19 protein-coding genes are annotated in these 19,268 nt (G+C 59.8%); 4 read left to right on the top strand and 15 right to left on the bottom strand.

Annotation, left to right across the window (positions count from 1 at the left end; translation table 11 throughout):
• Positions 1-8: 8 nt before the first annotated feature.
• A complete protein-coding gene (locus tag KGA98_RS01355; protein WP_223500404.1) occupies positions 9-251 on the bottom strand; it encodes a DUF2790 domain-containing protein in 243 nt (80 codons plus the stop codon).
• 121 nt (positions 252-372) lie between these two features.
• On the opposite strand from KGA98_RS01355, the gene KGA98_RS01360 reads away from it, so the two are divergent.
• Together KGA98_RS01360 and KGA98_RS01365 are read left to right on the top strand one after the other, a co-directional pair.
• Positions 373-1,305, top strand: coding sequence for a LysR family transcriptional regulator (locus KGA98_RS01360; RefSeq protein WP_223500406.1), 933 nt, complete (start codon positions 373-375; stop codon positions 1,303-1,305).
• A 71-nt stretch (positions 1,306-1,376) separates the two neighbouring features.
• On the top strand, positions 1,377-2,066 hold the full coding sequence (locus KGA98_RS01365) for an energy-coupling factor ABC transporter permease (protein WP_007990394.1): 690 nt from the start codon (positions 1,377-1,379) through the stop codon (positions 2,064-2,066).
• 35 nt (positions 2,067-2,101) lie between these two features.
• Here the strand turns inward: KGA98_RS01365 and yacG are convergent, their stop codons facing one another.
• The 4 genes from yacG to KGA98_RS01385 are packed head-to-tail and all read right to left on the bottom strand — an operon-like array spanning position 2,102 to position 5,010.
• Positions 2,102-2,302 carry a DNA gyrase inhibitor YacG gene (yacG, locus tag KGA98_RS01370; protein WP_007970539.1) on the bottom strand — a complete coding sequence of 67 codons (201 nt, stop codon included), beginning with the start codon at positions 2,300-2,302 and terminating at the stop codon, positions 2,102-2,104.
• Complete coding sequence (gene coaE, locus KGA98_RS01375; protein WP_218498013.1) at positions 2,299-2,922, bottom strand: dephospho-CoA kinase; 624 nt, start codon at positions 2,920-2,922, stop codon at positions 2,299-2,301. Before coaE ends, yacG begins: the two co-directional genes overlap by 4 nt.
• Entirely contained in the window at positions 2,919-3,791 is an 873-nt protein-coding gene (locus tag KGA98_RS01380; protein ID WP_223500408.1) for a prepilin peptidase, read from the bottom strand. Before KGA98_RS01380 ends, coaE begins: the two co-directional genes overlap by 4 nt.
• A 1-nt stretch (position 3,792) precedes the next feature.
• Positions 3,793-5,010, bottom strand: coding sequence for a type II secretion system F family protein (locus KGA98_RS01385; RefSeq protein ID WP_057713263.1), 1,218 nt, complete (start codon positions 5,008-5,010; stop codon positions 3,793-3,795).
• Between the two features lie 227 nt (positions 5,011-5,237).
• Between KGA98_RS01385 and KGA98_RS01390 the strand changes: the two genes are divergently transcribed.
• Positions 5,238-5,657: a pilin gene (locus tag KGA98_RS01390; protein WP_057713264.1), complete on the top strand. Its 420-nt coding sequence runs from the start codon at positions 5,238-5,240 to the stop codon at positions 5,655-5,657.
• Between the two features lie 300 nt (positions 5,658-5,957).
• A complete protein-coding gene (locus tag KGA98_RS01395; RefSeq protein ID WP_223500415.1) occupies positions 5,958-6,314 on the top strand; it encodes a BON domain-containing protein in 357 nt (118 codons plus the stop codon).
• A 267-nt stretch (positions 6,315-6,581) separates the two neighbouring features.
• On the opposite strand, the gene KGA98_RS01400 is transcribed toward KGA98_RS01395, so the two are convergent.
• From KGA98_RS01400 to folK, 10 genes are all read right to left on the bottom strand, one after another.
• Complete coding sequence (locus tag KGA98_RS01400) at positions 6,582-6,875, bottom strand: DUF2845 domain-containing protein (protein ID WP_173677975.1); 294 nt, start codon at positions 6,873-6,875, stop codon at positions 6,582-6,584.
• Positions 6,875-9,832, bottom strand: coding sequence for a DUF748 domain-containing protein (locus KGA98_RS01405; protein ID WP_223500425.1), 2,958 nt, complete (start codon positions 9,830-9,832; stop codon positions 6,875-6,877). Before KGA98_RS01405 ends, KGA98_RS01400 begins: the two co-directional genes overlap by 1 nt.
• Before the next feature lie 93 nt (positions 9,833-9,925).
• On the bottom strand, positions 9,926-10,942 hold the full coding sequence (locus KGA98_RS01410) for a class I SAM-dependent rRNA methyltransferase (RefSeq protein ID WP_223500435.1): 1,017 nt from the start codon (positions 10,940-10,942) through the stop codon (positions 9,926-9,928).
• 182 nt (positions 10,943-11,124) lie between these two features.
• Entirely contained in the window at positions 11,125-11,994 is an 870-nt protein-coding gene (locus KGA98_RS01415) for an oxygenase MpaB family protein (RefSeq protein ID WP_223500450.1), read from the bottom strand.
• A gap of 130 nt (positions 11,995-12,124) precedes the next feature.
• On the bottom strand, positions 12,125-14,062 hold the full coding sequence (acs, locus tag KGA98_RS01420) for an acetate--CoA ligase (protein WP_223500460.1): 1,938 nt from the start codon (positions 14,060-14,062) through the stop codon (positions 12,125-12,127).
• Between the two features lie 232 nt (positions 14,063-14,294).
• Positions 14,295-15,959, bottom strand: coding sequence for a glucose-6-phosphate isomerase (pgi, locus tag KGA98_RS01425; RefSeq protein WP_223500462.1), 1,665 nt, complete (start codon positions 15,957-15,959; stop codon positions 14,295-14,297).
• Between the two features lie 223 nt (positions 15,960-16,182).
• Positions 16,183-16,563: an aspartate 1-decarboxylase gene (gene panD, locus KGA98_RS01430; protein ID WP_003228271.1), complete on the bottom strand. Its 381-nt coding sequence runs from the start codon at positions 16,561-16,563 to the stop codon at positions 16,183-16,185.
• Positions 16,564-16,757: 194 nt separating this feature from the next.
• A complete protein-coding gene (panC, locus tag KGA98_RS01435) occupies positions 16,758-17,618 on the bottom strand; it encodes a pantoate--beta-alanine ligase (RefSeq protein WP_057713272.1) in 861 nt (286 codons plus the stop codon).
• Positions 17,615-18,415: a 3-methyl-2-oxobutanoate hydroxymethyltransferase gene (panB, locus tag KGA98_RS01440; protein WP_223500466.1), complete on the bottom strand. Its 801-nt coding sequence runs from the start codon at positions 18,413-18,415 to the stop codon at positions 17,615-17,617. The genes panC and panB overlap by 4 nt, the downstream gene beginning before the upstream one ends.
• Before the next feature lie 364 nt (positions 18,416-18,779).
• Positions 18,780-19,265, bottom strand: a complete 486-nt coding sequence (gene folK / locus KGA98_RS01445) for a 2-amino-4-hydroxy-6-hydroxymethyldihydropteridine diphosphokinase (protein WP_223500468.1) — start codon at positions 19,263-19,265, stop codon at positions 18,780-18,782.
• Positions 19,266-19,268 lie beyond the last annotated feature (3 nt).

Below are 19,268 nucleotides of genomic sequence, written 5' to 3' on the forward strand. Positions count from 1 at the left end.
CCCGGTGATCACAGGTTGCTGGTGCAATCACCCATGACGTTGTAGGTCACACGGTGGGTCTGGCCTTGATGATCGACATACACCATGGTCGCCGGTACGACCCCGCACGCTGTCGCGGTGTTCGACACAGAAACCACGCTGGCGATGTCCAGTGGCTGCGCCGGGTTGTACAGGACTGCGAGGGGTTCGTTGTCAGCGGCCATGGCCGAGGTGGCGATGACGGTCAGCAACAGGCTGATCAACGTTTTCATGTTGGCGTGCTCCGTGTCGGTTTTGATGTCTGAATTTTAGTCTTTGCCACCGACGGATAAAGGGGCGAACGGCGGATGCAGCCTTACATAAAACGTAACAGTCATCGCCCGAGGGGGGCTTATGGATGTGCTTAACAACTTGCGCGTATTCATCCGGGTGGTGGACTGCGCCAGTTTCACCGGGGCTGCCGATGCGCTGGATCTGTCGACCGCGCAGGTATCCCGATTGGTGGCGGATCTGGAGGAGCATGTTCAGGCGCGACTGCTGCAACGCACCACGCGGCGCTTGAGCCTGACCGATGCCGGCGAGCGCTTCCTGCTGCGCAGCCGGCAAATCGTCGAAGCCATGGATGAGGCGACGGCCGAGGCCCGTGGCGCTCATATCAATCCGGCCGGACGCCTGCGGGTGCACAGCATGAACGGCCTGGGTGTGCTGCTCACGCCGTTGATCGCCTGCTACAGCGAGCTTTATCCCGATGTAGTGTTCGAGCTGACCTTGTCGCAGCGCAATCCCGATCCGCTGGAGGAGGGGCACGATGTGGTGATTTCGATCGCTCCGGAACTTGCCGATTCGCAAATGGTTGCGCAAGCCATCGGGCAGATTTACAGCGTGCCCTGTGCCTCCCCGGCCTATCTGCGACGCCGGGGTGTGCCGCAGCAGCCGCTGGCGCTGAGCGATCATCAATGCCTGCGCATGCTCGACCCGCTGTACGGCGATCAATGGCTTTTCCAGGACCAGGACGGCGAGCACGCCGTCAGCCCGGCCAAGACCTTTCAGTGCAATGTTGCCGAGTCGATGGTCAAGGCTTCGGAGGCGGGCATGGGCATCAGCCTGCTGCCGTTCTACACCGCGACGCGGCCCTTGAGCGACGGTACTTTGCTGCGTGTGTTACCTGCATGGCGTCTGCGCGAACGCAATGTGTATGCGCTGTATCCTTCGCGACGCTTTCTCGATGCCAAGGTCCGCACCTGGGTGGACTTTCTCAAGTCTGAGCTACCGAAGCTGTTCGCCGAACATGACGCGGTGATGAACGATCCGCGGCATTGGGCTTGAAGTCGAAGGGCATGCGGGCGGCGGTGTAGACTGAGTGCCTGTTGTTCTTCGCCTGGGAGGCGCACGTAGCCATGATCGGTGCAGAGTTGCTGTCATCGCAAACCCTTGCGGTCGGCTGGCTGATCTATGTGCCGGTGTTGATCTGGGCGATCTGTCGCGCGCCGTGGGTTGAACTGTTCACCGACAGCCGTCGTCAGCATCTGCTGTTTGGAACGGTGTTTGCGCTGTTTCTGTTGTGGCTGGTGCGGCGCGACTTTGATACCGGGGTGTCTTACCACTTCATCGGCATGACCGCAGTGACGCTACTGCTGGACTGGCCGCTGGCGCTGGTGGGTGGCCTGGTGGCGCAAACGGGGCTGGTGTTGCTCGGCCGACAGGACCTGGCGGCGGTCGGGGTCAATGGCGCGCTGTTGATTGCGTTGCCGGTGCTGGTCACCGAGTGCTGCGCCATTCTGGTGGAGAGGGCGCAGCCACGAAATCCCTTCGTGTATATCTTCGTTTCCGGATTTTTTGCCGCCGCGCTGTCGGCGTTGCTGTGTTTGCTGCTGGCGCTTTGGTTGTTATGGTTCGACGAGCGTTTTGCCATGCCGTACTGGCTGGAAGATTTTGTCGGATATCTATGGCTGATCATTTTTCCCGAAGCGTTTATCAACGGCATGATCGTCAGTGCGTTGGTCGTGTTTTGTCCGGAGTGGCTTGAGACGTTCAACCGCACACGCTACCTCTCGGCTCCCTGGAAGGACGACGACCCCAAGTCCTGATCCGCATCAAAACCTGGAATCGCCCACTCGATGGATCAATGGCGCGGGTCGAAGTCACCGCTGAACATCTCGTCCTCGGCATCGGGAGCCACTGGAATCTTGTGTTCTTCGGACGCCCAGGCACCCAGGTCGATCAGTTTGCAGCGGTCGGAGCAGAATGGCCGGAATTTGCTCTCGGCGGTCCATTCCACGGGGGCGCCACAGGTTGGGCATTCGACGGTTGTTGGTTGGCTCATGACTGGCCTCCACGCAAAGAAAGATAAAAATGATGCAGGCGTTCGACCTCGCTGTGCAGCCAGGCAAGGTCGCGGTCGTTGACCACGACGTCGTCGGCATGGCTCACGCGATCCTGGCGACTGGACTGGGCCTTGAGGATCGCCTGGACCTGCTGCTCGCTGGTCTGGTCACGTTGCAGGGTACGTTCGATCTGCAATTGTTCGGGGGCATCGATCACCAGCACCCGTTGGGTCATGGCGTATTGCCCGGACTCGATCAGCAGCGGCGAAACCAGAATCGCATAAGGCGATTTTGCCAGCGCCAGGTGGTGAGCGATTTCTTCGCCGATCAGCGGATGCAGGAGGGCCTCCAGCCAGCGGCGTTCTTCTGGCACTTCGAAGATCAATTTGCGTAGCGCGGCGCGGTCCAGTTGCCCGTCGGCCTGCAACACGCCGGTGCCGAAGTGTTCGGCGATTTGTGCCAGTGCCGGGCGGCCGGGTTCAACGACCCAGCGAGCGGCGTGATCGGCGTCGACCACATGCACGCCCAGATCGATGAAGTGTTGGGCGGCCGCACTTTTGCCGCTGCCGATGCCGCCGGTCAGGCCGAGAATCCAGGGTTTTTCCACAGGGCTATTCATTTAAAACCGACAAACTGCCAATAGAGGTCGGTTATTTGACCACCCCAGAGCAACGCAATCCAGCCGGCAATGGCCAGATAGGGACCGAAAGGGATCGGCGTCGAGGTTTTTGCATTGCGCCAGCGCAGCAGCATCAGCCCGATAATGGCCCCCACCAGCGAGGACAGCAGGATGGTCAGCGGCAAAATCTGCCAGCCACCCCAGGCGCCCAGCATCGCCAGCAACTTGAAATCACCGTAGCCCATGCCGTCCTTGCCCGTGATCAGCTTGAACAGCCAGAACACCGACCACAGCAGGCTGTAGCCGGCTATCGCCCCCCAAAGCGCCTCGTGCAACGACACGAACAGGCCGAAACTGTTGACGATCAACCCCAGCCATATCAACGGCAGCACCAGCACGTCCGGCAATATCTGATGCTCGGCGTCGATCAGGCTCATCGCCAGCAAACCCCAGCTCAGGACCAGCATCAGGCAGGCGGGCCAACCGAAGCCGAAGTGCCAGGCAACAAATGCCGACAACAGGCCGCAGGCCAGTTCGGTCAACGGATAGCGCGGGCTGATCGCGGCCGCACAGGCTGAGCAGCGGCCGCGCAAAAACACATAGCTGAGCAGCGGGATGTTTTCCCAGGCGCGGATTCGGTGACCGCAGTTCGGGCACTGGGAGTGGGGCAGCAACAGGTTGTAGGTCGGCAGCGGCGTTTCGCCTGGCAGCCCGAGAATGTCATGGGCCTGCTCACGCCAGTCGCGTTCGAGCATTTTCGGCAGGCGCCAGATCACGACATTGAGGAAGCTGCCGACCAGCAGGCCGGTGATGCCTGCGAGAAGGACAAAGGCCAGCGCAGAGTGAATCAGAATGTCATTCAAGGGCATGTCAGATCGCTGAGCCAAGTTGGAAGATGGGCAGGTACATGGCAACTACCAGTCCACCGACGATAACACCCAGCACCACCATGATGAACGGCTCCATCAGGCTGGTGAGGTTATCGACCATGTTATCGACGTTGTCTTCGTAGAACCCCGCGACTTTGTCGAGCATAGCGTCCAGGGTGCCGGACTCTTCACCAATTGCAGTCATTTGTATCGCCATGTTCGGAAAGACGCCGCAGGTGCGCATGGCGAAATGCAATTGCATGCCGGTCGAGATGTCCTGCCGGATGCGCAATACCGCGCGCTTGAACACGCTATTGCCGGTCGCACCGGCCACTGATTCCAGGGCCTCCACCAGCGGCACGCCGGCAGCGAAAGTGGTCGACAAAGTACGGGCGAACCGGGCCACGGCGGACTTGTGCATCAGGGTGCCCACCAGCGGCAGTTTCAGCAGCCAGGTGTCCATCCGGTCACGCAAGGCCGGGGATGTCCTGAGGGCGTGGCGTACGCCGAAGGTCATCGTGATCAGCGTGCCAAGGACCACCCACCACCAGGCCTGCATGAATTGCGACAGGCCAATGACCATCACGGTGAAGGCCGGCAGTTCGGCGCCAAAGCCTTTGAACACCGATTCGAACTGCGGCACGACATTGACCAGCAGGATCCCGGTGACAATCGTCGCGACAAACACCACCACCAGCGGGTAGGTCATGGCTTTCCTGATCCGGGCCTTGAGGCTTTCGCTTTTTTCCTTGTAGGTCGCGACCCGCTCCAAAAGGGTGTCGAGGGCACCGGCCTGCTCGCCGGCATCCACCAGATTGCAGTACAGCTCATCGAAATACCGGGGCTTCTTGCGCAGGGCGGCGGCGAAACTGCTGCCTGCCGCAACTTCCTGTTTCAGTTCGTCCACCAGCTTGCGCATGGCGGGATTGTCGAAGCCCTCGCCGATAATGTCGAAGGACTGCAACAACGGCACGCCGGCCTTCATCATCGTCGCCATTTGCCGGGTGAACAGGGCAATGTCCTGGGCCTTGATACGCTTGCCCATGCTGAAAACCGAATGGTTTTTTTTGCGAACCTTGCCCGGACTGATGCCTTGCTTGCGCAGTTTCGCCTTGATCAGCGCCGGGTTTTGAGCGCTGAGTTCGCCGGTCACTTTTGTGCCTTTGCGGTCGATGCCTTCCCATGCATACACGCTGATTTTCGCTGCCTTGACCGCCATGTTCAGTCCTGGGTATTCCGATTGAATTGCTCTTATAGCCTAGTCAAAGGATGGGGCCAAACCCGCAAGGGTGATGTGACAAAAAACGTCAGATAGTACTGATCTTGGTAGTAAGTAAGGGCTTTGCGAACACCACGCCCCCGGCCAACAGGGGCTTCTGGCCTTGGCACAGGCTGTGCTGCCATGGGGCAGGTCATGAGCCTTCGACTCATGCATGGAGCTTGTACATGAACTATCAGAAAGGTTTTACCCTGATCGAGTTGCTCGTCGTGGTAGCGATCATCGGGATCTTGGCAACACTGGGCCTGCCGATGTATTCCAAGTACCAGGCGCGGGCCAAGGTCACGGCGGCGATGGCCGAGCTGACTGCAATGAAGGTGCCGTTCGAGGATGTGATCAGCCAAGGGGAAACGCCGACAATTGCCAACGTGGCGCCCGCTGGCAAGACATCGACCAACCATTGCGCCCTGTCTGTGACGGCTACAACGCCGGGGGCGGGATCAATCGTTTGTACGTTGCACAATGCCCCGGGGGTGGTCCAGGGCAAAACCGTCACCCTGACACGGGACGAAGCCAAAGGCTGGTCATGCAAGAGCAGCGTTACCGAGGACTACTTGCCTAAAGGGTGTTCCGGTTCTGCGGCATGAATTGCTGAATCAAGTCCCCGCTTTTGCGGGGATTTTCCTGTTTGTCGACCCGTCGTCAAATGTTGCAGATAAAGCTCAGAAATTTCAGCATCTTAGGAACTTTCCATAAACCCGCAACTTGCATGCAGTGTTTCTGCTTCTCGTGCATTTTGCATGATTCCGAAAATTGGCTGATTTCATAACTTTTTGATTTGTAAGGTTTTTATCTTTGTTTCAAAGTTGGCACAGCGTTCGCAATACCCTTGGTAACCCTGCCGACAAGACATCCGGCAGACTTTCCGAAAAACAGGAGTTACTCGTATGAAGAAGTTCGCTATCACTGCCGCTGCTGCTACCGCGCTGACCCTGACCATGGCCAACGCCGCGTTTGCTCAAACCACCCAGGCAACCCAGTCGCCAATGGTGCTGGCTGCCGGTGAAATGACCGAAGTGAAAGAAGATACTTCCGATACCTGGATCACCACCAAAGTCAAGGCTGACCTGATGACTGAAAAAGGCATTCCAGGTAGCGACATCAAAGTTGAAACCAAAAAAGGCGTGGTATCGCTGTCGTCGACCACCGCCGTGACCGATTCGCAAAAAGAAGCGGCTGTGGCCATCACCAAGAAAATCAAAGGCGTCAAGGCGGTCTCCGCTGACGGCCTCAAAGCCGAGTAAGGCAAGGCTTCTCGCCTGGACCGGGAGAAGGCGCGACAGACGGGCAGAGTCATACGTCTGTTGCAACCTGAGTGTTCATGCGAAAGGCCATAAGGATGTGGCCGTCACAGGCCCCGTGCATTTATTGCCGGGGCCTGTTCTATATGTAACGCTGAAAACCCAATGTGGGAGCGGGCTTGCTCGCGAAAGCGGTGTGTCATTCAACCAATAAGTTGACTGATCTATCGCCTTCGCGAGCAAGCCCGCTCCCACATTGGATAGTGCTAATCAATTGCCGCGTTTACTGGTGATCTGTTTCAGCCGATTACCTTCGAACCGCAAGTATTGATACATCCCGCCATTCGGTCCGTAGGTCCACTCCTCGACCTGAAACTCCTCGCGTCGATCGGCACTGCGCTTGTACCCCAGCAAGTCGCGGCTGACCGGCTCACCGCATTTCTGCACGACCTCACTCGAGCGATCGCCGACGCTGATCAACTGGCTGCCACAGCGCAGGGTATCGGCCGCCCAGGCCTGACTGACGGAGAGCGCCAGAGCCAGGCCTGCCAGCTGCCGATGCATCACTCGGCATCCAGATGCATCGGCGTCACCACGCGGCCGTCGCTTTGCGCCTCGCCCAGATTGGCATCGATGAAGTACACCCGGTCATCTTCCAACTGGGCCTTGTCGACCAGATAATCCTTGATGCTGCTGGCGCGTTCCTGGCCCAGTTGACGCAACAGTACGTCGCTGGCACTCCAGAACTTGATCACCTCGGCACGCATTTTCGCGGTGCGTTCTTCCTTGCCCAGGTCCTTCCATTCGGCAGGGGGCTGGGTTTTCAGGCGGGTGCGGTAGATACCTTCGAGCAGCGGGCCCTTTTCTCCGTCCGGCACTTCCAGCAACGAAGCCTGGGCCGGGACCTTGTCACCGCGGCGCTGGAGCATTTTGTAGTAGTTGTACTGGTATTCACGCTCCAGGCGTTGTTCGGCGATCAGCGGGCCATCGCTGCTCTGGGCGGCGGTGCCTTCGATTTCCAGGCGCAGGGCCGGGCGTTCCTTGAGCGCCTTGGACAGTTTGTCTAGGGCGCCTTCGGCGTCCTTGCTCAATTCGCTGGAACCGGCTGCGAATGAAACGCTGCCCAGGTCTTCCGAACCACCACCGTTGACCAAGCCGCCAATGAGTTTGAACGGTGCTGCCGCGGCCTTGACGATCAGGTTGCGCAGGGTCTGCCAGATAATCGGCATGACGCTGAACTGAGGGTTGTTCAGGTCGCCAGTGACCGGCAGTTCGATGGAGATCTTGCCGTCGACGTCCTTGAGCAAGGCAATGGCCAGTTTCAGTGGCAGGCTCACGGCATCCGGGCTGTCGACTTTTTCACCCAGTTGCAGTTGTTCGACCACCACTTTGTTTTCAGCTTTGAGCTGACCCTTGGTGATCTGGTAGTGCAGGTCGAGATTGAGCCGGCCCTTGCGGATACGGTAGCCGGCGAACTTGCCGGAGTAGGGCGTCAGCGTGGTCAGTTCCACGCGTTTGAAGCTGGTGGCGATGTCGAGGCTGGCCATCGGGTCGAACGGATTAACCGAACCCTTGATGGTCACCGGTGCGTAGCGATCGACCTTGCCCTTGACGTCGACACTGGCCGGTTTCGGCCGGCGGCTGTCGATGGTGCCGATCTGCCCGTTGAGTTGCTGGATGGCGGTGGCGAAGTTCGGGGTCAGGCTGAAGTCGGCGAAGTTGGCCGAACCGTCATTGATGAAAATGCCGCCGATGTGGATACCCAGCGGTTTTTCGTTGCTGGCCGGTTTGTTTGCCGCCGGTTTTGCCCCGGAATCCGCTGGCTGTGGAATCAGCAGGTCATCGATGTTGGTGGTGCGATCATCGTTGATCATGAAACGCGAATAGGGCTGGAACAGGTTGATCTTGTCGATCGACAGGCTGTCCCCATGCTGATAGTTCAGGCCTTCGACCACGACCTGCTGCCACTTGAGGAAGTCGCGGGTTTTCAAGGTGTCCAGGGTATGCAACTGATCGACCTGGGCACGGCCGGTGACGCCGAAGGCCAAGGGCTCGGTGCTTTTCAGGTCTACCGCCAGATCGCTGCCGAGCATGCCGCTGCGCAGTTCCAGGCGAATGAACGGCGTGATGTAGGACTGGGCAACCCGCAGGTCGATGTCCTTGGTCTGTACCTTCAGCCTGGCGCTGACCGGGGCCAGGTTGACCTCGCCGTCGGCCATGATCTTGCCTTGCTTGCCTACACCGGTATCGAGCTTGAGGGTAAAGGGGGAACCGTTGAGGCTGTCGAAATTTTGCAGGTCGAGGTTCAGCGGACTCAGTTCCAGGGCGACGGCGGGTTGTGCCCTGCGGTCAGCCAGATGCACCTTGTAGTCGCGCAGTTGCACATCCTTGAGCAGCACTTGCCAGGGTTTGTCTGGCGCGGCCGGTTCAGGTTTCGGTGAGTCTGCCGCCGCCGGAGTGCCGGTCGGTTCGGCATCCGCCTTGGCTTTGGCAGCGGGTTTGGCCGGGTGGCTGGCGAACAGTTTCTGCCAGTCGAGTTGGCCGTCCGATTCCAGCGCGGCCCAGGTTTCCAGTTTGTGGCTGCGGATCTTGCCCACCACCACTTGCTGCTTGGCCAGGTCCACGGTGGTTTCGCTGACGTCCAGGCGCTCGAGCTTTACCAGCGGCCGGCCATCCGGAGCCTTGATCGCGAAGGGGGCGATGCTGACCGCTACATTGCTCAGTAGCAGCTCGGTTTCCTTGGCCAGGTTGAGTTTGTAGTCGGTGCTGATGCTCATGACGCCGTTTTCGAGATCCAGTGGCACGGCATCGCGCACATAGGGCCAAAAGGCTTTCATCTTGCCGTCAGTGATTTTCAGCTTACCTTCGGAGGCGATCGGGATCAGGCTGAAGTTGCCGGTCCAGTCGATCTGTCCGCCATTGGGGCCGACGGCCACCAGGGTCATGTCGGCGCTGTCATCGGGCAGGGTACTGAGGTTCTTCAGTTCGAAATCGAGTGTGTCGTAGAGAAACTCGATGGGCTCGCTGGGCCGGGCATCTTCAAAATGCACGGCGCCGCCCGCCAGTTTGATCCGCTCGATGCGCAGTGGAAACGGCTTGGCATCCGGGTCGGCCGGCGTGGGTTCGCTCGCTGGCAGTTTGAACAGCCCGAGCAGATTGAGTTTGCCGTCCTTGCTGAACAGGATTTCGGTCTTGGGCTTGGTCAGTTCGACATCAGACAGGTGCACCGCCTTGGTCCACAGGCTGTCGAATTGCAGATTGGCGTACAGGCGCTCGAAACCGACCTGCTCCTTGCCGGGTTCGCCGATGTTCAAGCCCCAAAGGGTCAGTTCAAGGCTGAACGGATTGAATTCGATCCGCTGGATGGTCGCGGGTGTAGTGGCGTAGTTGGCCAGTTGCTGGTTGGCAACGCGCAACGCGACACCCGGTAAAATCAGAAAACCCAGCAAGCTGTAGAGGGCCAGAGCAGTCAACAAGGCGCCGATGGCGCGAATCAATCCTTTGTACATGTGAGGCTTCATCTGTCTGAATCGGAGTGCGTTGGAGTATGGCACGCGTTTCCGGTTCCGAAGTGATTGGCCTGTTCATGAATTTTCAGATTTCTCCGACGACGGTCAGAGCTGCAGGATCAGGGTTTTCAGCGGTGGCTGTTGATCCATTGACGGAAAATCGGCGCCCGGTTTCATCACGGTCCATTCACGCACCGGCCGCCCGGCCTTCTCTGCACAACGCAAAACCTGTTCGCGCCAGTCGTCCATGCTGACTTTCGCCAGGTTGTTGCAGCAGATCAGCACGCCGTTGTCGGCGGTGGCCAGCAAGGCCGGTTTGAGCAGGCTCTGGTAGTCGCGCAGCAGGTCGACGGTGCCAAATGCACTCTTGGCCCAGGCCGGAGGGTCCAGCAGCACCAGATCGTACTGGCGCTGTTCCAGGCGCTGATAGCTCGGAAGTTTTTGCCCGCGGCGCTGGCTGATCGGCAGGCCGGCCAGTTGGCGAATGGCCGGGAAGTAGTCGGACTGGATAAATTCCATGGTCGGCAACTGCGGGTTGAGCTGCCCGTTCTCCCGACCGACCGCCAGGTTGCCTTCGGCGAAGTCCAGGTTGCACACCTCACGCGCGCCACCGGCGGCGGCACTGAGGCCGACACCACAGGTGTAGGCAAACAGGTTCAGCACGCTTTTGTTCTTGCTGTGATCCTTGACCCAGCCGCGGGTGTTGCGCAGGTCGAGGAACAGCAGCGGGTCCTGTCCGGCATGGCGACCGCGCACCCGATAGTTCAGGCCCCATTCGTGGCCGACCAGGTCTTGCAGGGCGGCTTCGTCGGCGCGGTAGACGATGTCATCGCGATCGATGCGCGAGTTGCCACGGGAGCGGTCGTTGTAGACCAGCAGGGTTTCAAAACCCAGGTGTTGATTGATCGCTTCGTGCAGTTGCAGCAGCGTCTCGCGCTCCAGCGCCTGGTGGAAACTTTGCACCAGCAGCTGCGGGCCGTAGCGGTCGATGGTCAGGCCACCGGCGCCTTCCTGGCTACCGTGGAACAGGCGATAGCAATCGGTCCCTTGCAGGTGCAGTTCGGCAAGCAGGTCCTGGCGTTGATCGAGGGCGGCGCGCAGCGCCTGATTCAAGGAAGACATGCTGGGCGCCTTGCAGGAGGGAATTGGGCGCGGGAGTTTAACAGTTTTGGCGCGGGACCGAGGCGCTGCCTTCGCGAGCAAGCCCGCTCCCACATTGGATTTTCTGTGAACATAAAACTTGCGATCGACATAGATCCAGTGTGGGAGCGGGCTTGCTCGCGAAGCTTTTGACTTTGTTCTTTCTAAGTAATCCCCATCCGCCGCTTGGCCCGCTGCACCGACCCATTACGCACCGCCCAGCGCAACATCGGCGCACTGCGATTGACGCTGGCGCGGATCAGCTTGCGTTGCAGCGGGTTCTGGCTGACGCCGAGCATGTCGCTGGCCCAGTCCGGCAGCAGGTCGATCCCGGCCTGCATCATCAGGCCGCCGAAAGGCTTGGCCAAGCGACTGGGGGAAGGGGCGTTCAGCAACAGGCGCAGGACTTCCCGACTGCGTTCGTCGCACAGCAACTGAGGGCGCATACGCTCAAGATAGTCGGCAATTTCCTGCCGCGAGCGGGGCACATCCCGGGCGCCCAGGCGTTCGGCGACCAGGGCGATTTCCGCGTAATAGCGATCCTGGTCGGCAGGTGAAAGATGCGGGTTGCGATAGCGCAAATGCGCGGCGAGGAAGTTGCTGACTTCCGCCACATGCACCCACGTCAGCAGTTCGGGATCGCTGGCGGCGTAGGCACGTCCGTCCGGCGCTGTACCGGTGATCTGCAAATGGATGGTGCGGACTTTTTCGATCAGCCAGTCGGCATCCTGTCGAGAGCCGAAGGTGGTGCCGGAGATGAACTGCCCGGTGCGGCGCAGGCGGCCGAGCATGTCTTCACGAAAGTTCGAATGGTCCCAGACCCCGGCCAATGCCAGCGGGTGTAGGGCCTGCAGCATCAGGGCACTGATGCCACCGATCAGCATGCTGCTGAAATCGCCATGGACTTGCCAGCTCACCGAGTCTGGCCCGAACAGCCCGGGGTCGCCCTTGGGGTTTTCCAGGTCGAGTTTGCCCAAAGACAAACCGGTCAGGCTCATGATCTGGGTTTCGATGCGGGTACGGATGAATTCCATGGCCACTCTGTAATTTTCTGTAGGAGCGAGCCTGCTCGCGATGGACTTCAACGGTAACGCGTTTCTCCTGAATGTACGCGGCGCGCTTGAGTTCATCGCGAGCAGGCTCGCTCCTACAAAGGCCAGTGCGTTATTGATTCAGGCGTTTATCGATCAAGCCTTGTACCACGCTTGGATCGGCCAGTGTCGAAGTGTCGCCCAGGCTATCGAGTTCGTTGCAGGCGATCTTGCGCAGAATGCGCCGCATGATCTTGCCTGAGCGGGTTTTCGGCAAGGCCGGCGCCCACTGGATCAAATCCGGTTTGGCGAAACTGCCGATTTCCTGGCTGACGAGGGCCAGCAATTCCTTCTTCAATTCATCGTTGGTTTCGACGCCGTTCATGGGCGTGACGAAGACATAGATGCCCTGGCCCTTGATGTCGTGGGGGTAACCGACAGCAGCGGCCTCGGCGATGCTCTCGTGCAGCACCAGGGCGCTTTCCACTTCGGCGGTGCCGATACGGTGGCCGGACACGTTGATCACATCGTCGATGCGTCCGGTGATCCAGTAATCGCCATCTTCATCGCGCCGCGCGCCATCGCCGGTGAAGTAGTAACCGGGATACGGCTTGAAGTAGGTGTCGACCATGCGTTGCGGGTCGCGATAGACGCTGCGGATCTGCGCCGGCCAACTGGACTTTATGGCGAGTACGCCGCTGCCGGCGCCTTTGATTTCCTTGCCCTGCTCGTCGAGCAGCACCGGTTGCACACCGAACATCGGATGCGTGGCGCAACCGGGTTTTATCCGCTGTGCGCTGACCAAGGGACTGAGCATGATGCCGCCGGTTTCGGTCTGCCACCAGGTATCGACGATCGGGCAGCGCTCTTCGCCGACCTCATGGAAGTACCACTCCCACGCTTCCGGGTTGATCGGTTCGCCGACGGTACCGAGCAATCGGATGCTTTGGCGCGACGTTTCCTTCAACGGCTCGGGACCTTCGCGCATCAGGGCGCGCAGGGCGGTGGGGGCGGTGTAGAAGATGTTCACCTTGTGTTTGTCGATCACTTGCCAGAAACGCGACGTACTCGGGTAGCTCGGCACGCCTTCGAAGATCAGCGTGGTCGCACCGTTGGCCAGCGGGCCGTACACGATGTAGCTGTGGCCGGTGACCCAGCCGACATCGGCAGTGCACCAGAACACTTCGCCGTCGCGGTAATCCAGCACGTATTTGAAGGTCATCGCCGCTTGTAGCAGGTAGCCGCCGGTTGTGTGCAAAACGCCTTTGGGTTTGCCGGTGCTGCCTGAGGTATAGAGGATGAACAGCGGGTCTTCTGCGTCCATTGGTTCGGGTGGGCAATCGTCGCTGACGTCGCGCAGCGCCTGGTGATACCAGAGGTCGCGGCCTTCAACCCAATTCACCTGGTTTTGGGTGCGCTCGACCACGATCACGCTGCTGACATCGGGGCAGCTTTGCAGGGCCTTGTCGACGTTGTGTTTGAGCGGCACGAATTTACCGCCGCGCACGCCTTCATCGGCGGTGATCACGGTGCGGCAGTCGGCGTCGAGGATCCGGTCACGCAGGGAGTCCGGGGAGAATCCGCCGAACACCACTGAATGAATCGCACCGATCCGCGCGCAGGCGAGCATGGCGTAGGCGGCTTCGGGGATCATCGGCATGTAGATGCACACGCGGTCGCCTTTCTTCACGCCACGGCTTTTGAGCACGTTGGCCAGTCGACAGACGTGGTGATGGAGTTTTTTGTAGGTGATTTGGGTGGATTCGGCGGGGTCATCGCCTTCCCAGATGATCGCGATTTGATCGCCGCGTTTCTCCAGGTGTCGGTCGATGCAGTTGTAGCTGACGTTCAATTGCGCGCCGGCAAACCAGCTGGCCTCACCGGTTTTCAGGTTGTAGCGCTGGACGGTGTCCCACGGTTTGCTCCAGTCGAGAAAACGCGTGGCCTGTTCGGCCCAGAACGTACTTGGGTGTTCGACGGATTCGCGGTACAGGCGGTGGTAGTCGTCTTGACTCAATTGTGCAGCCCGGCGGACGGCATCGGCTTTGGGGAACGTGCTGATATCGAACATGACGGTTCCTTATGCTTGTTTTGCGACAAGGATAAAGATGCGCCGAGAGATCGATGGGTTCAAGTCGTACACAAAACAACTGTGGGAGCGGGCTTGCTCGCGAAGACGGTGGTTCAGTCAACAAGGATGTTGAATGTACCGGCCTCTTCGCGAGCAAGCCCGCTCCCACACTGGATGTTTATTGCCCACAGAATTTGGGTTCGATCCAAAGTCTGTGGGCTGTGCCGTCAAATCAACCGCGGTGACGACCGCGGAAGTAGTTGATCAGCCCCTGGGTCGAGGCGTCCTCGGCCGGGGTTTCTTCGCTGCCGACCAGGCGGTTGTAGACGCCTTTGCCCAGCTCCTTGCCCAGTTCCACGCCCCACTGGTCGAAGGCGTTGATGCCCCAGATCACGCTTTGCACGAAGACTTTGTGTTCGTACATCGCCACCAGAGCGCCGAGGCGACGCGGGCTGATGCGCTCGACCACCAGGGTGTTGCTCGGACGGTTGCCCGGGATGACCTTGTGCGGTGCAAGCTTTTGCACTTCGGCTTCGCTCATGCCTTTGTCACGCAGCTCGGTTTCGGCCTCGGCAAGGGTCTTGCCGAGCATCAGCGCCTGGCTCTGGGACAGGCAGTTGGCGTACAGCCACTGGTGGTGGTCGGACACTGGGTTGAAGCTGACGATCGGCACGATGAAATCGGCCGGGATCAATTGGGTGCCTTGGTGCAGCAACTGGTGGTAGGCGTGCTGACCGTTGCAGCCGACGCCGCCCCAGATTACCGGCCCGGTGTCTGTGGACACTGGCTTGCCGTCCTGGCGCACGCTCTTGCCATTGGATTCCATGTCCAGCTGTTGCAGGTGCTTGGTGATGTTACGCAGGTAGTGGTCGTACGGCAGGATCGCGTGGCTTTGCGCGCCCCAGAAGTTGCCGTACCACACGCCGAGCAAGGCCAGCAGCACCGGCATGTTCTGTTCGAACGGTGCGCTCTGGAAGTGCTGGTCCATGGTGTAGGCACCGGACAGCAATTCCTTGAAGTTGGACATGCCGATGGCCAGGGCAATCGGTAGACCAATGGCCGACCACAGCGAGTAGCGCCCGCCGACCCAGTCCCACATCGGGAAGATGTTCTCTTCGCGGATACCGAACGCTACGGCGGCGGCGTTGTTGCTCGATACCGCGATGAAGTGGCGATACAGCTCGGCTTCCGAACCACCCTGGGCCAGATACCAGGCACGGGCAGCCTGGGCGTTCTTCAGGGTTTCGAGGGTGTTGAAGGATTTCGACGAGACGATGAACAGCGTGGTCTCGGCGCGCAGCTTCATGGTCAGTTCGTGGAACTCGCTGCCGTCGATGTTCGCCAGGTAATGGCAACGCACGCCTTTCTGGGCGTAGGACAGCAAGGCTTCGGACACCAGCTCAGGGCCGAGGAAGGAGCCGCCGATGCCGATGTTCACCACGTCAGTGATCGGCTTCTCGGTGTAACCGCGCCACAGACCGTCGTGGATACGGCCGACGAGGTCGGTGATCTGGTTCAGCACCTTGTGCACTTCGGGCATCACGTTGACGCCGTTGACCGACAGCTTGTCGCCGACCGGGCGGCGCAGGGCCGTGTGCAGGGCTGGACGACCTTCGGAAGAGTTGACGATTTCGCCATCGAACAGCGACTTGATCGCGCCCTTGAGGTCGACTTCGTTGGCCAGGCCCACCAGCAGATTGCGGGTCTCGGCGTTGATCAGGTTTTTCGAATAGTCGAGAAACAGGCCGCAGCTGCTGAGGGTGAATTGAGTAAAACGCTGCGGATCGGCATTGAAGGCTTCGCGCATGCTGAAATCCTGCATGGCTTGGCGGTGGTCATTCAACGCTTGCCAGGCAGGCAGAGCGGTAACGTCGTGAGGAGTGCGGTAATACGCCATCGCTGCGGGTTTCCTTATTACTTGAACGGCCTTTTGAACACTAAAAATCCCGGAGCGCTGTGGGTGGGCGTTCCGGTCAACTGCGTCGACACGATTTCATGGCGCAGGGCGACTACAGTAAACCCCGCGCAATGATCTGTCTTGACTTTGTCTGACCTGTTTCCGGTACTTTTTAACATCGAAGTTAGGAAAGGTCCGACAAACGGAAGAGGCAAGACTCGTATCAGGCAACCTGGACCGGAATGGCATTGCTGGTGTGACTCAGTTCATTGCCCGGTGCCATGTAGAGCATGCGTGGCTTGAAGTTGAGCAGTTCAGCTTCGCTGTAATGAGCGTAAGCGCAGATGATCACGCGATCACCGACCTTGGCCTTGTGGGCAGCGGCGCCGTTGACCGAGATCATGCGCGAACCTTCTTCGCCACGGATGGCGTAGGTGGTGAAGCGCTCGCCGTTGTCGACGTTGTAGATCTGGATCTGCTCGTACTCACGAATGCCGGACAGGTCCAGCCATTCACCGTCGATGGCGCAGGAGCCTTCGTAATCGAGTACAGCGTGGGTGACTTCGGCGCGATGCAGCTTGGCTTTGAGCATGATGGCGTGCATGAGTATTTCCCAGGTCGGAATCGAACGGCGGGCAGTTTGCCCGATGGCTTGAGAGGCAGCAATAAGGTGTGGAAACTGCCGCAGATCGAATGTGGGAGCGGGCTTGCTCGCGAAGGCGTTGCGTCAGTCGACGTATGTGTCAGCTGACAGACCGTATTCGCGAGCAAGCCCGCTCCCACAGGGTATTGCAGTGTTTAGATTGGCGCGTCGAGGTTCAGGTGCAGGTTGTCGATCAACCGCGTCGTACCGAGGAACGCCGCCACCAGAATCACCAGGTCACGATCCTGCGCCGTCGCCGGGCGCAAGGTCAGGGCATGGCGGATTTCCAGGTAGTCAGGACGCAGGCCGGCTGCTTCGAGCTGTTTGATCTGGGTGCCGATCAGCGCCGGGTAGTCGCGTTCGCCCTGCTTGATCGCTTCGCCGATCGCATTCAGCGTGCGATAAACCACCGGTGCCACAGCGCGTTGCTCTTCGCTGAGGAAACCGTTGCGCGACGACAGCGCCAGGCCATCGGTTGCGCGAACAGTCGGCTCACCGATGATCTGGATCGGCATGTTCAGGTCATGAACCAGCGCGCGAATCACCGCCAGTTGCTGAAAGTCTTTCTCGCCGAAAATCGCCAGGTCCGGCTGGACCATGTTGAACAGCTTGCTGACCACCGTCGCCACGCCTTCGAAATGCCCCGGACGGCTGGCGCCGCACAGACCTTCGGACAATTGCGGGACACTGACGCGGGTCTGGCCGGCCATGCCGTCGGGATACATTTCTTCAACGGTGGGGGCAAACAGCAAATGGCAACCGGCCTGGAGCAGTTTTTCCTGGTCGGCGGCGAGGGTGCGCGGGTACTTGTCGAGGTCTTCGCCAGCACCGAATTGCAGCGGGTTGACGAAAACGCTCGCCACCACGAAGTCCGCCCGTTGGGAGGCTTTGGTCACCAGCGCCACGTGGCCGCTGTGCAGGTTGCCCATGGTTGGCACAAAGGCGATGCGTTTGCCTTCGCCACGGGCTCGGGCCACGGCGGCCCGCAGTTCGCGTACGGTTTTTACGGTATTCATGCAGAGAATCCGTGTTCGATCCCAGGGAAAGTTGCCGCTTTGACTTCAGTCACGTAGGCATTCAATGCAGCTTCAATGCTGGCCTGGCCAGTCATGAAGTTTTTCACGAATTTCGGCACGCGACCGGTAATGGACAGGCCCAGCATGTCGTGCAGAACCAGCACCTGGCCGTCGGTGCGATTGCCGGCGCCAATACCTATCACCGGAATCTTCACCGCCTGGGTGATTTCTTCCGCCAGTTCGCTCGGGACGCACTCGAGCAGCAGCATTGCCGCGCCAGCCTGTTCCAGGGCGATCGCGTCGGCACGCATCTGCCGCGCCTGGTTTTCATTGCGACCCTGGACCTTGTAGCCGCCAAGGATGTTCACCGACTGTGGCGTCAGGCCCATGTGCGCGCAGACAGGGATGCCGCGCTCGGCCAGCAGGCGGATCGAGTCGGCCAGCCACAATGCTCCTTCGACCTTGACCATGTGCGCGCCGGCCTGCATCAACAGGGCGCTGTTGGTCATGGCTTGCTCGGTGGTGGCGTAGGCCATGAAAGGCAGGTCGGCGAGGATCAGGGCATCGCTGTTACCGCGTTTGACGGCGGCCACGTGGTAAGCCATTTCCGAGGTGGTGACAGGCAAGGTGCTGTCGTGGCCCTGCAGAACCATGCCGAGGGAGTCGCCCACCAACAGCACTTCGACGCCGGCCTGATTGCAGGCGTGGGCGAAGGTCGCGTCGTAGCAGGTCAGCATGGTGATTTTTTCACCTTTTTGCTTCAGACCTTGCAGGGTGGTCAGGGTGATGGCTGGCATGAAAAGTTCCTCATTCAGGCGCTGTGGAAACTACTGCGAGTAACGCGCGTGATTCTTCGTTGAATACAGGCGCACGCTCTTTCGTCGTGCTTTTAAGGCCTGGATTGCGCCCTTGAACGCCGTGTAGGCGGCAGCGGGACGCCTATAGTCGTGAGGAGAACGAGGGAAGTCAATTGCGTGTGTTACCGCATTGTTACGGGTGGGGTGTTACCGGGGTAACTGATGCGATTCAGCAGCAGATCTTGTGCGCGACACAAAACCAATGTGGGAGCGGGCTTGCTCGCGAAGGGGGCATCAGATTCAACATTAATGTTGATTGATACACCGCTTTCGCGAGCAAGCCCGCTCCCACAGGGAATTTGTGTCACGTCGGGAGGAGGCGTTCCAGGCCGACGAACGGGCATGCCTTGAGCAGTTCGGCCAAGTTCCGGCCATCGGCCAGACGCAGATCCGCAGGGGCCAGTTCCGCCAGCGGATACAGTACGAAGGCCCGTTCCTGCATGTGGTAATGGGGAACCTTGAGGCGCAGTTCGTCGATCAGGCGATCACCGAACAGCAAGATGTCGAGGTCCAGCGTGCGCGGTCCCCAGCGCTCAAGACGCTCGCGACCCTGGCCGTTTTCGATGGCCTGCAAGGCATCCAGAAGATCCAGCGGCGCCAGTGTGCTGTCGAGAGCGGCGACTGCATTGGTGTAACGCGGTTGGCCGGGCAGAAGCGAGTCACTTTGGTAAAACGCAGAAACCCCGACCAGCTGCGATTGCGGCAACTGCGCCAGCGCTTCGACGGCGCTGCGCAATTGTTCGGCGGGGTCAGCCAGATTGCTGCCCATGCCGATGTAGATGCGTTCCATGGA

Source organism: Pseudomonas sp. BF-R-24 (assembly GCF_019947335.1).
GTDB lineage: Bacteria > Pseudomonadota > Gammaproteobacteria > Pseudomonadales > Pseudomonadaceae > Aquipseudomonas > Aquipseudomonas jessenii.

What these genes read in the sequence shown, in the direction of transcription:
- KGA98_RS01355 (WP_223500404.1), bottom strand. Translation starts at nt 251, where the DNA reads ATGAAAACGTTGATCAGCCTGTTGCTGACCGTCATCGCCACCTCGGCC.
- KGA98_RS01360 (WP_223500406.1), top strand. Translation starts at nt 373, where the DNA reads ATGGATGTGCTTAACAACTTGCGCGTATTCATCCGGGTGGTGGACTGC.
- KGA98_RS01365 (WP_007990394.1), top strand. Translation starts at nt 1,377, where the DNA reads ATGATCGGTGCAGAGTTGCTGTCATCGCAAACCCTTGCGGTCGGCTGG.
- yacG (WP_007970539.1), bottom strand. Translation starts at nt 2,302, where the DNA reads ATGAGCCAACCAACAACCGTCGAATGCCCAACCTGTGGCGCCCCCGTG.
- coaE (WP_218498013.1), bottom strand. Translation starts at nt 2,922, where the DNA reads ATGAATAGCCCTGTGGAAAAACCCTGGATTCTCGGCCTGACCGGCGGC.
- KGA98_RS01380 (WP_223500408.1), bottom strand. Translation starts at nt 3,791, where the DNA reads ATGCCCTTGAATGACATTCTGATTCACTCTGCGCTGGCCTTTGTCCTT.
- KGA98_RS01385 (WP_057713263.1), bottom strand. Translation starts at nt 5,010, where the DNA reads ATGGCGGTCAAGGCAGCGAAAATCAGCGTGTATGCATGGGAAGGCATC.
- KGA98_RS01390 (WP_057713264.1), top strand. Translation starts at nt 5,238, where the DNA reads ATGAACTATCAGAAAGGTTTTACCCTGATCGAGTTGCTCGTCGTGGTA.
- KGA98_RS01395 (WP_223500415.1), top strand. Translation starts at nt 5,958, where the DNA reads ATGAAGAAGTTCGCTATCACTGCCGCTGCTGCTACCGCGCTGACCCTG.
- KGA98_RS01400 (WP_173677975.1), bottom strand. Translation starts at nt 6,875, where the DNA reads ATGCATCGGCAGCTGGCAGGCCTGGCTCTGGCGCTCTCCGTCAGTCAG.
- KGA98_RS01405 (WP_223500425.1), bottom strand. Translation starts at nt 9,832, where the DNA reads ATGAAGCCTCACATGTACAAAGGATTGATTCGCGCCATCGGCGCCTTG.
- KGA98_RS01410 (WP_223500435.1), bottom strand. Translation starts at nt 10,942, where the DNA reads ATGTCTTCCTTGAATCAGGCGCTGCGCGCCGCCCTCGATCAACGCCAG.
- KGA98_RS01415 (WP_223500450.1), bottom strand. Translation starts at nt 11,994, where the DNA reads ATGGAATTCATCCGTACCCGCATCGAAACCCAGATCATGAGCCTGACC.
- acs (WP_223500460.1), bottom strand. Translation starts at nt 14,062, where the DNA reads ATGTTCGATATCAGCACGTTCCCCAAAGCCGATGCCGTCCGCCGGGCT.
- pgi (WP_223500462.1), bottom strand. Translation starts at nt 15,959, where the DNA reads ATGGCGTATTACCGCACTCCTCACGACGTTACCGCTCTGCCTGCCTGG.
- panD (WP_003228271.1), bottom strand. Translation starts at nt 16,563, where the DNA reads ATGCACGCCATCATGCTCAAAGCCAAGCTGCATCGCGCCGAAGTCACC.
- panC (WP_057713272.1), bottom strand. Translation starts at nt 17,618, where the DNA reads ATGAATACCGTAAAAACCGTACGCGAACTGCGGGCCGCCGTGGCCCGA.
- panB (WP_223500466.1), bottom strand. Translation starts at nt 18,415, where the DNA reads ATGCCAGCCATCACCCTGACCACCCTGCAAGGTCTGAAGCAAAAAGGT.
- folK (WP_223500468.1), bottom strand. Translation starts at nt 19,265, where the DNA reads ATGGAACGCATCTACATCGGCATGGGCAGCAATCTGGCTGACCCCGCC.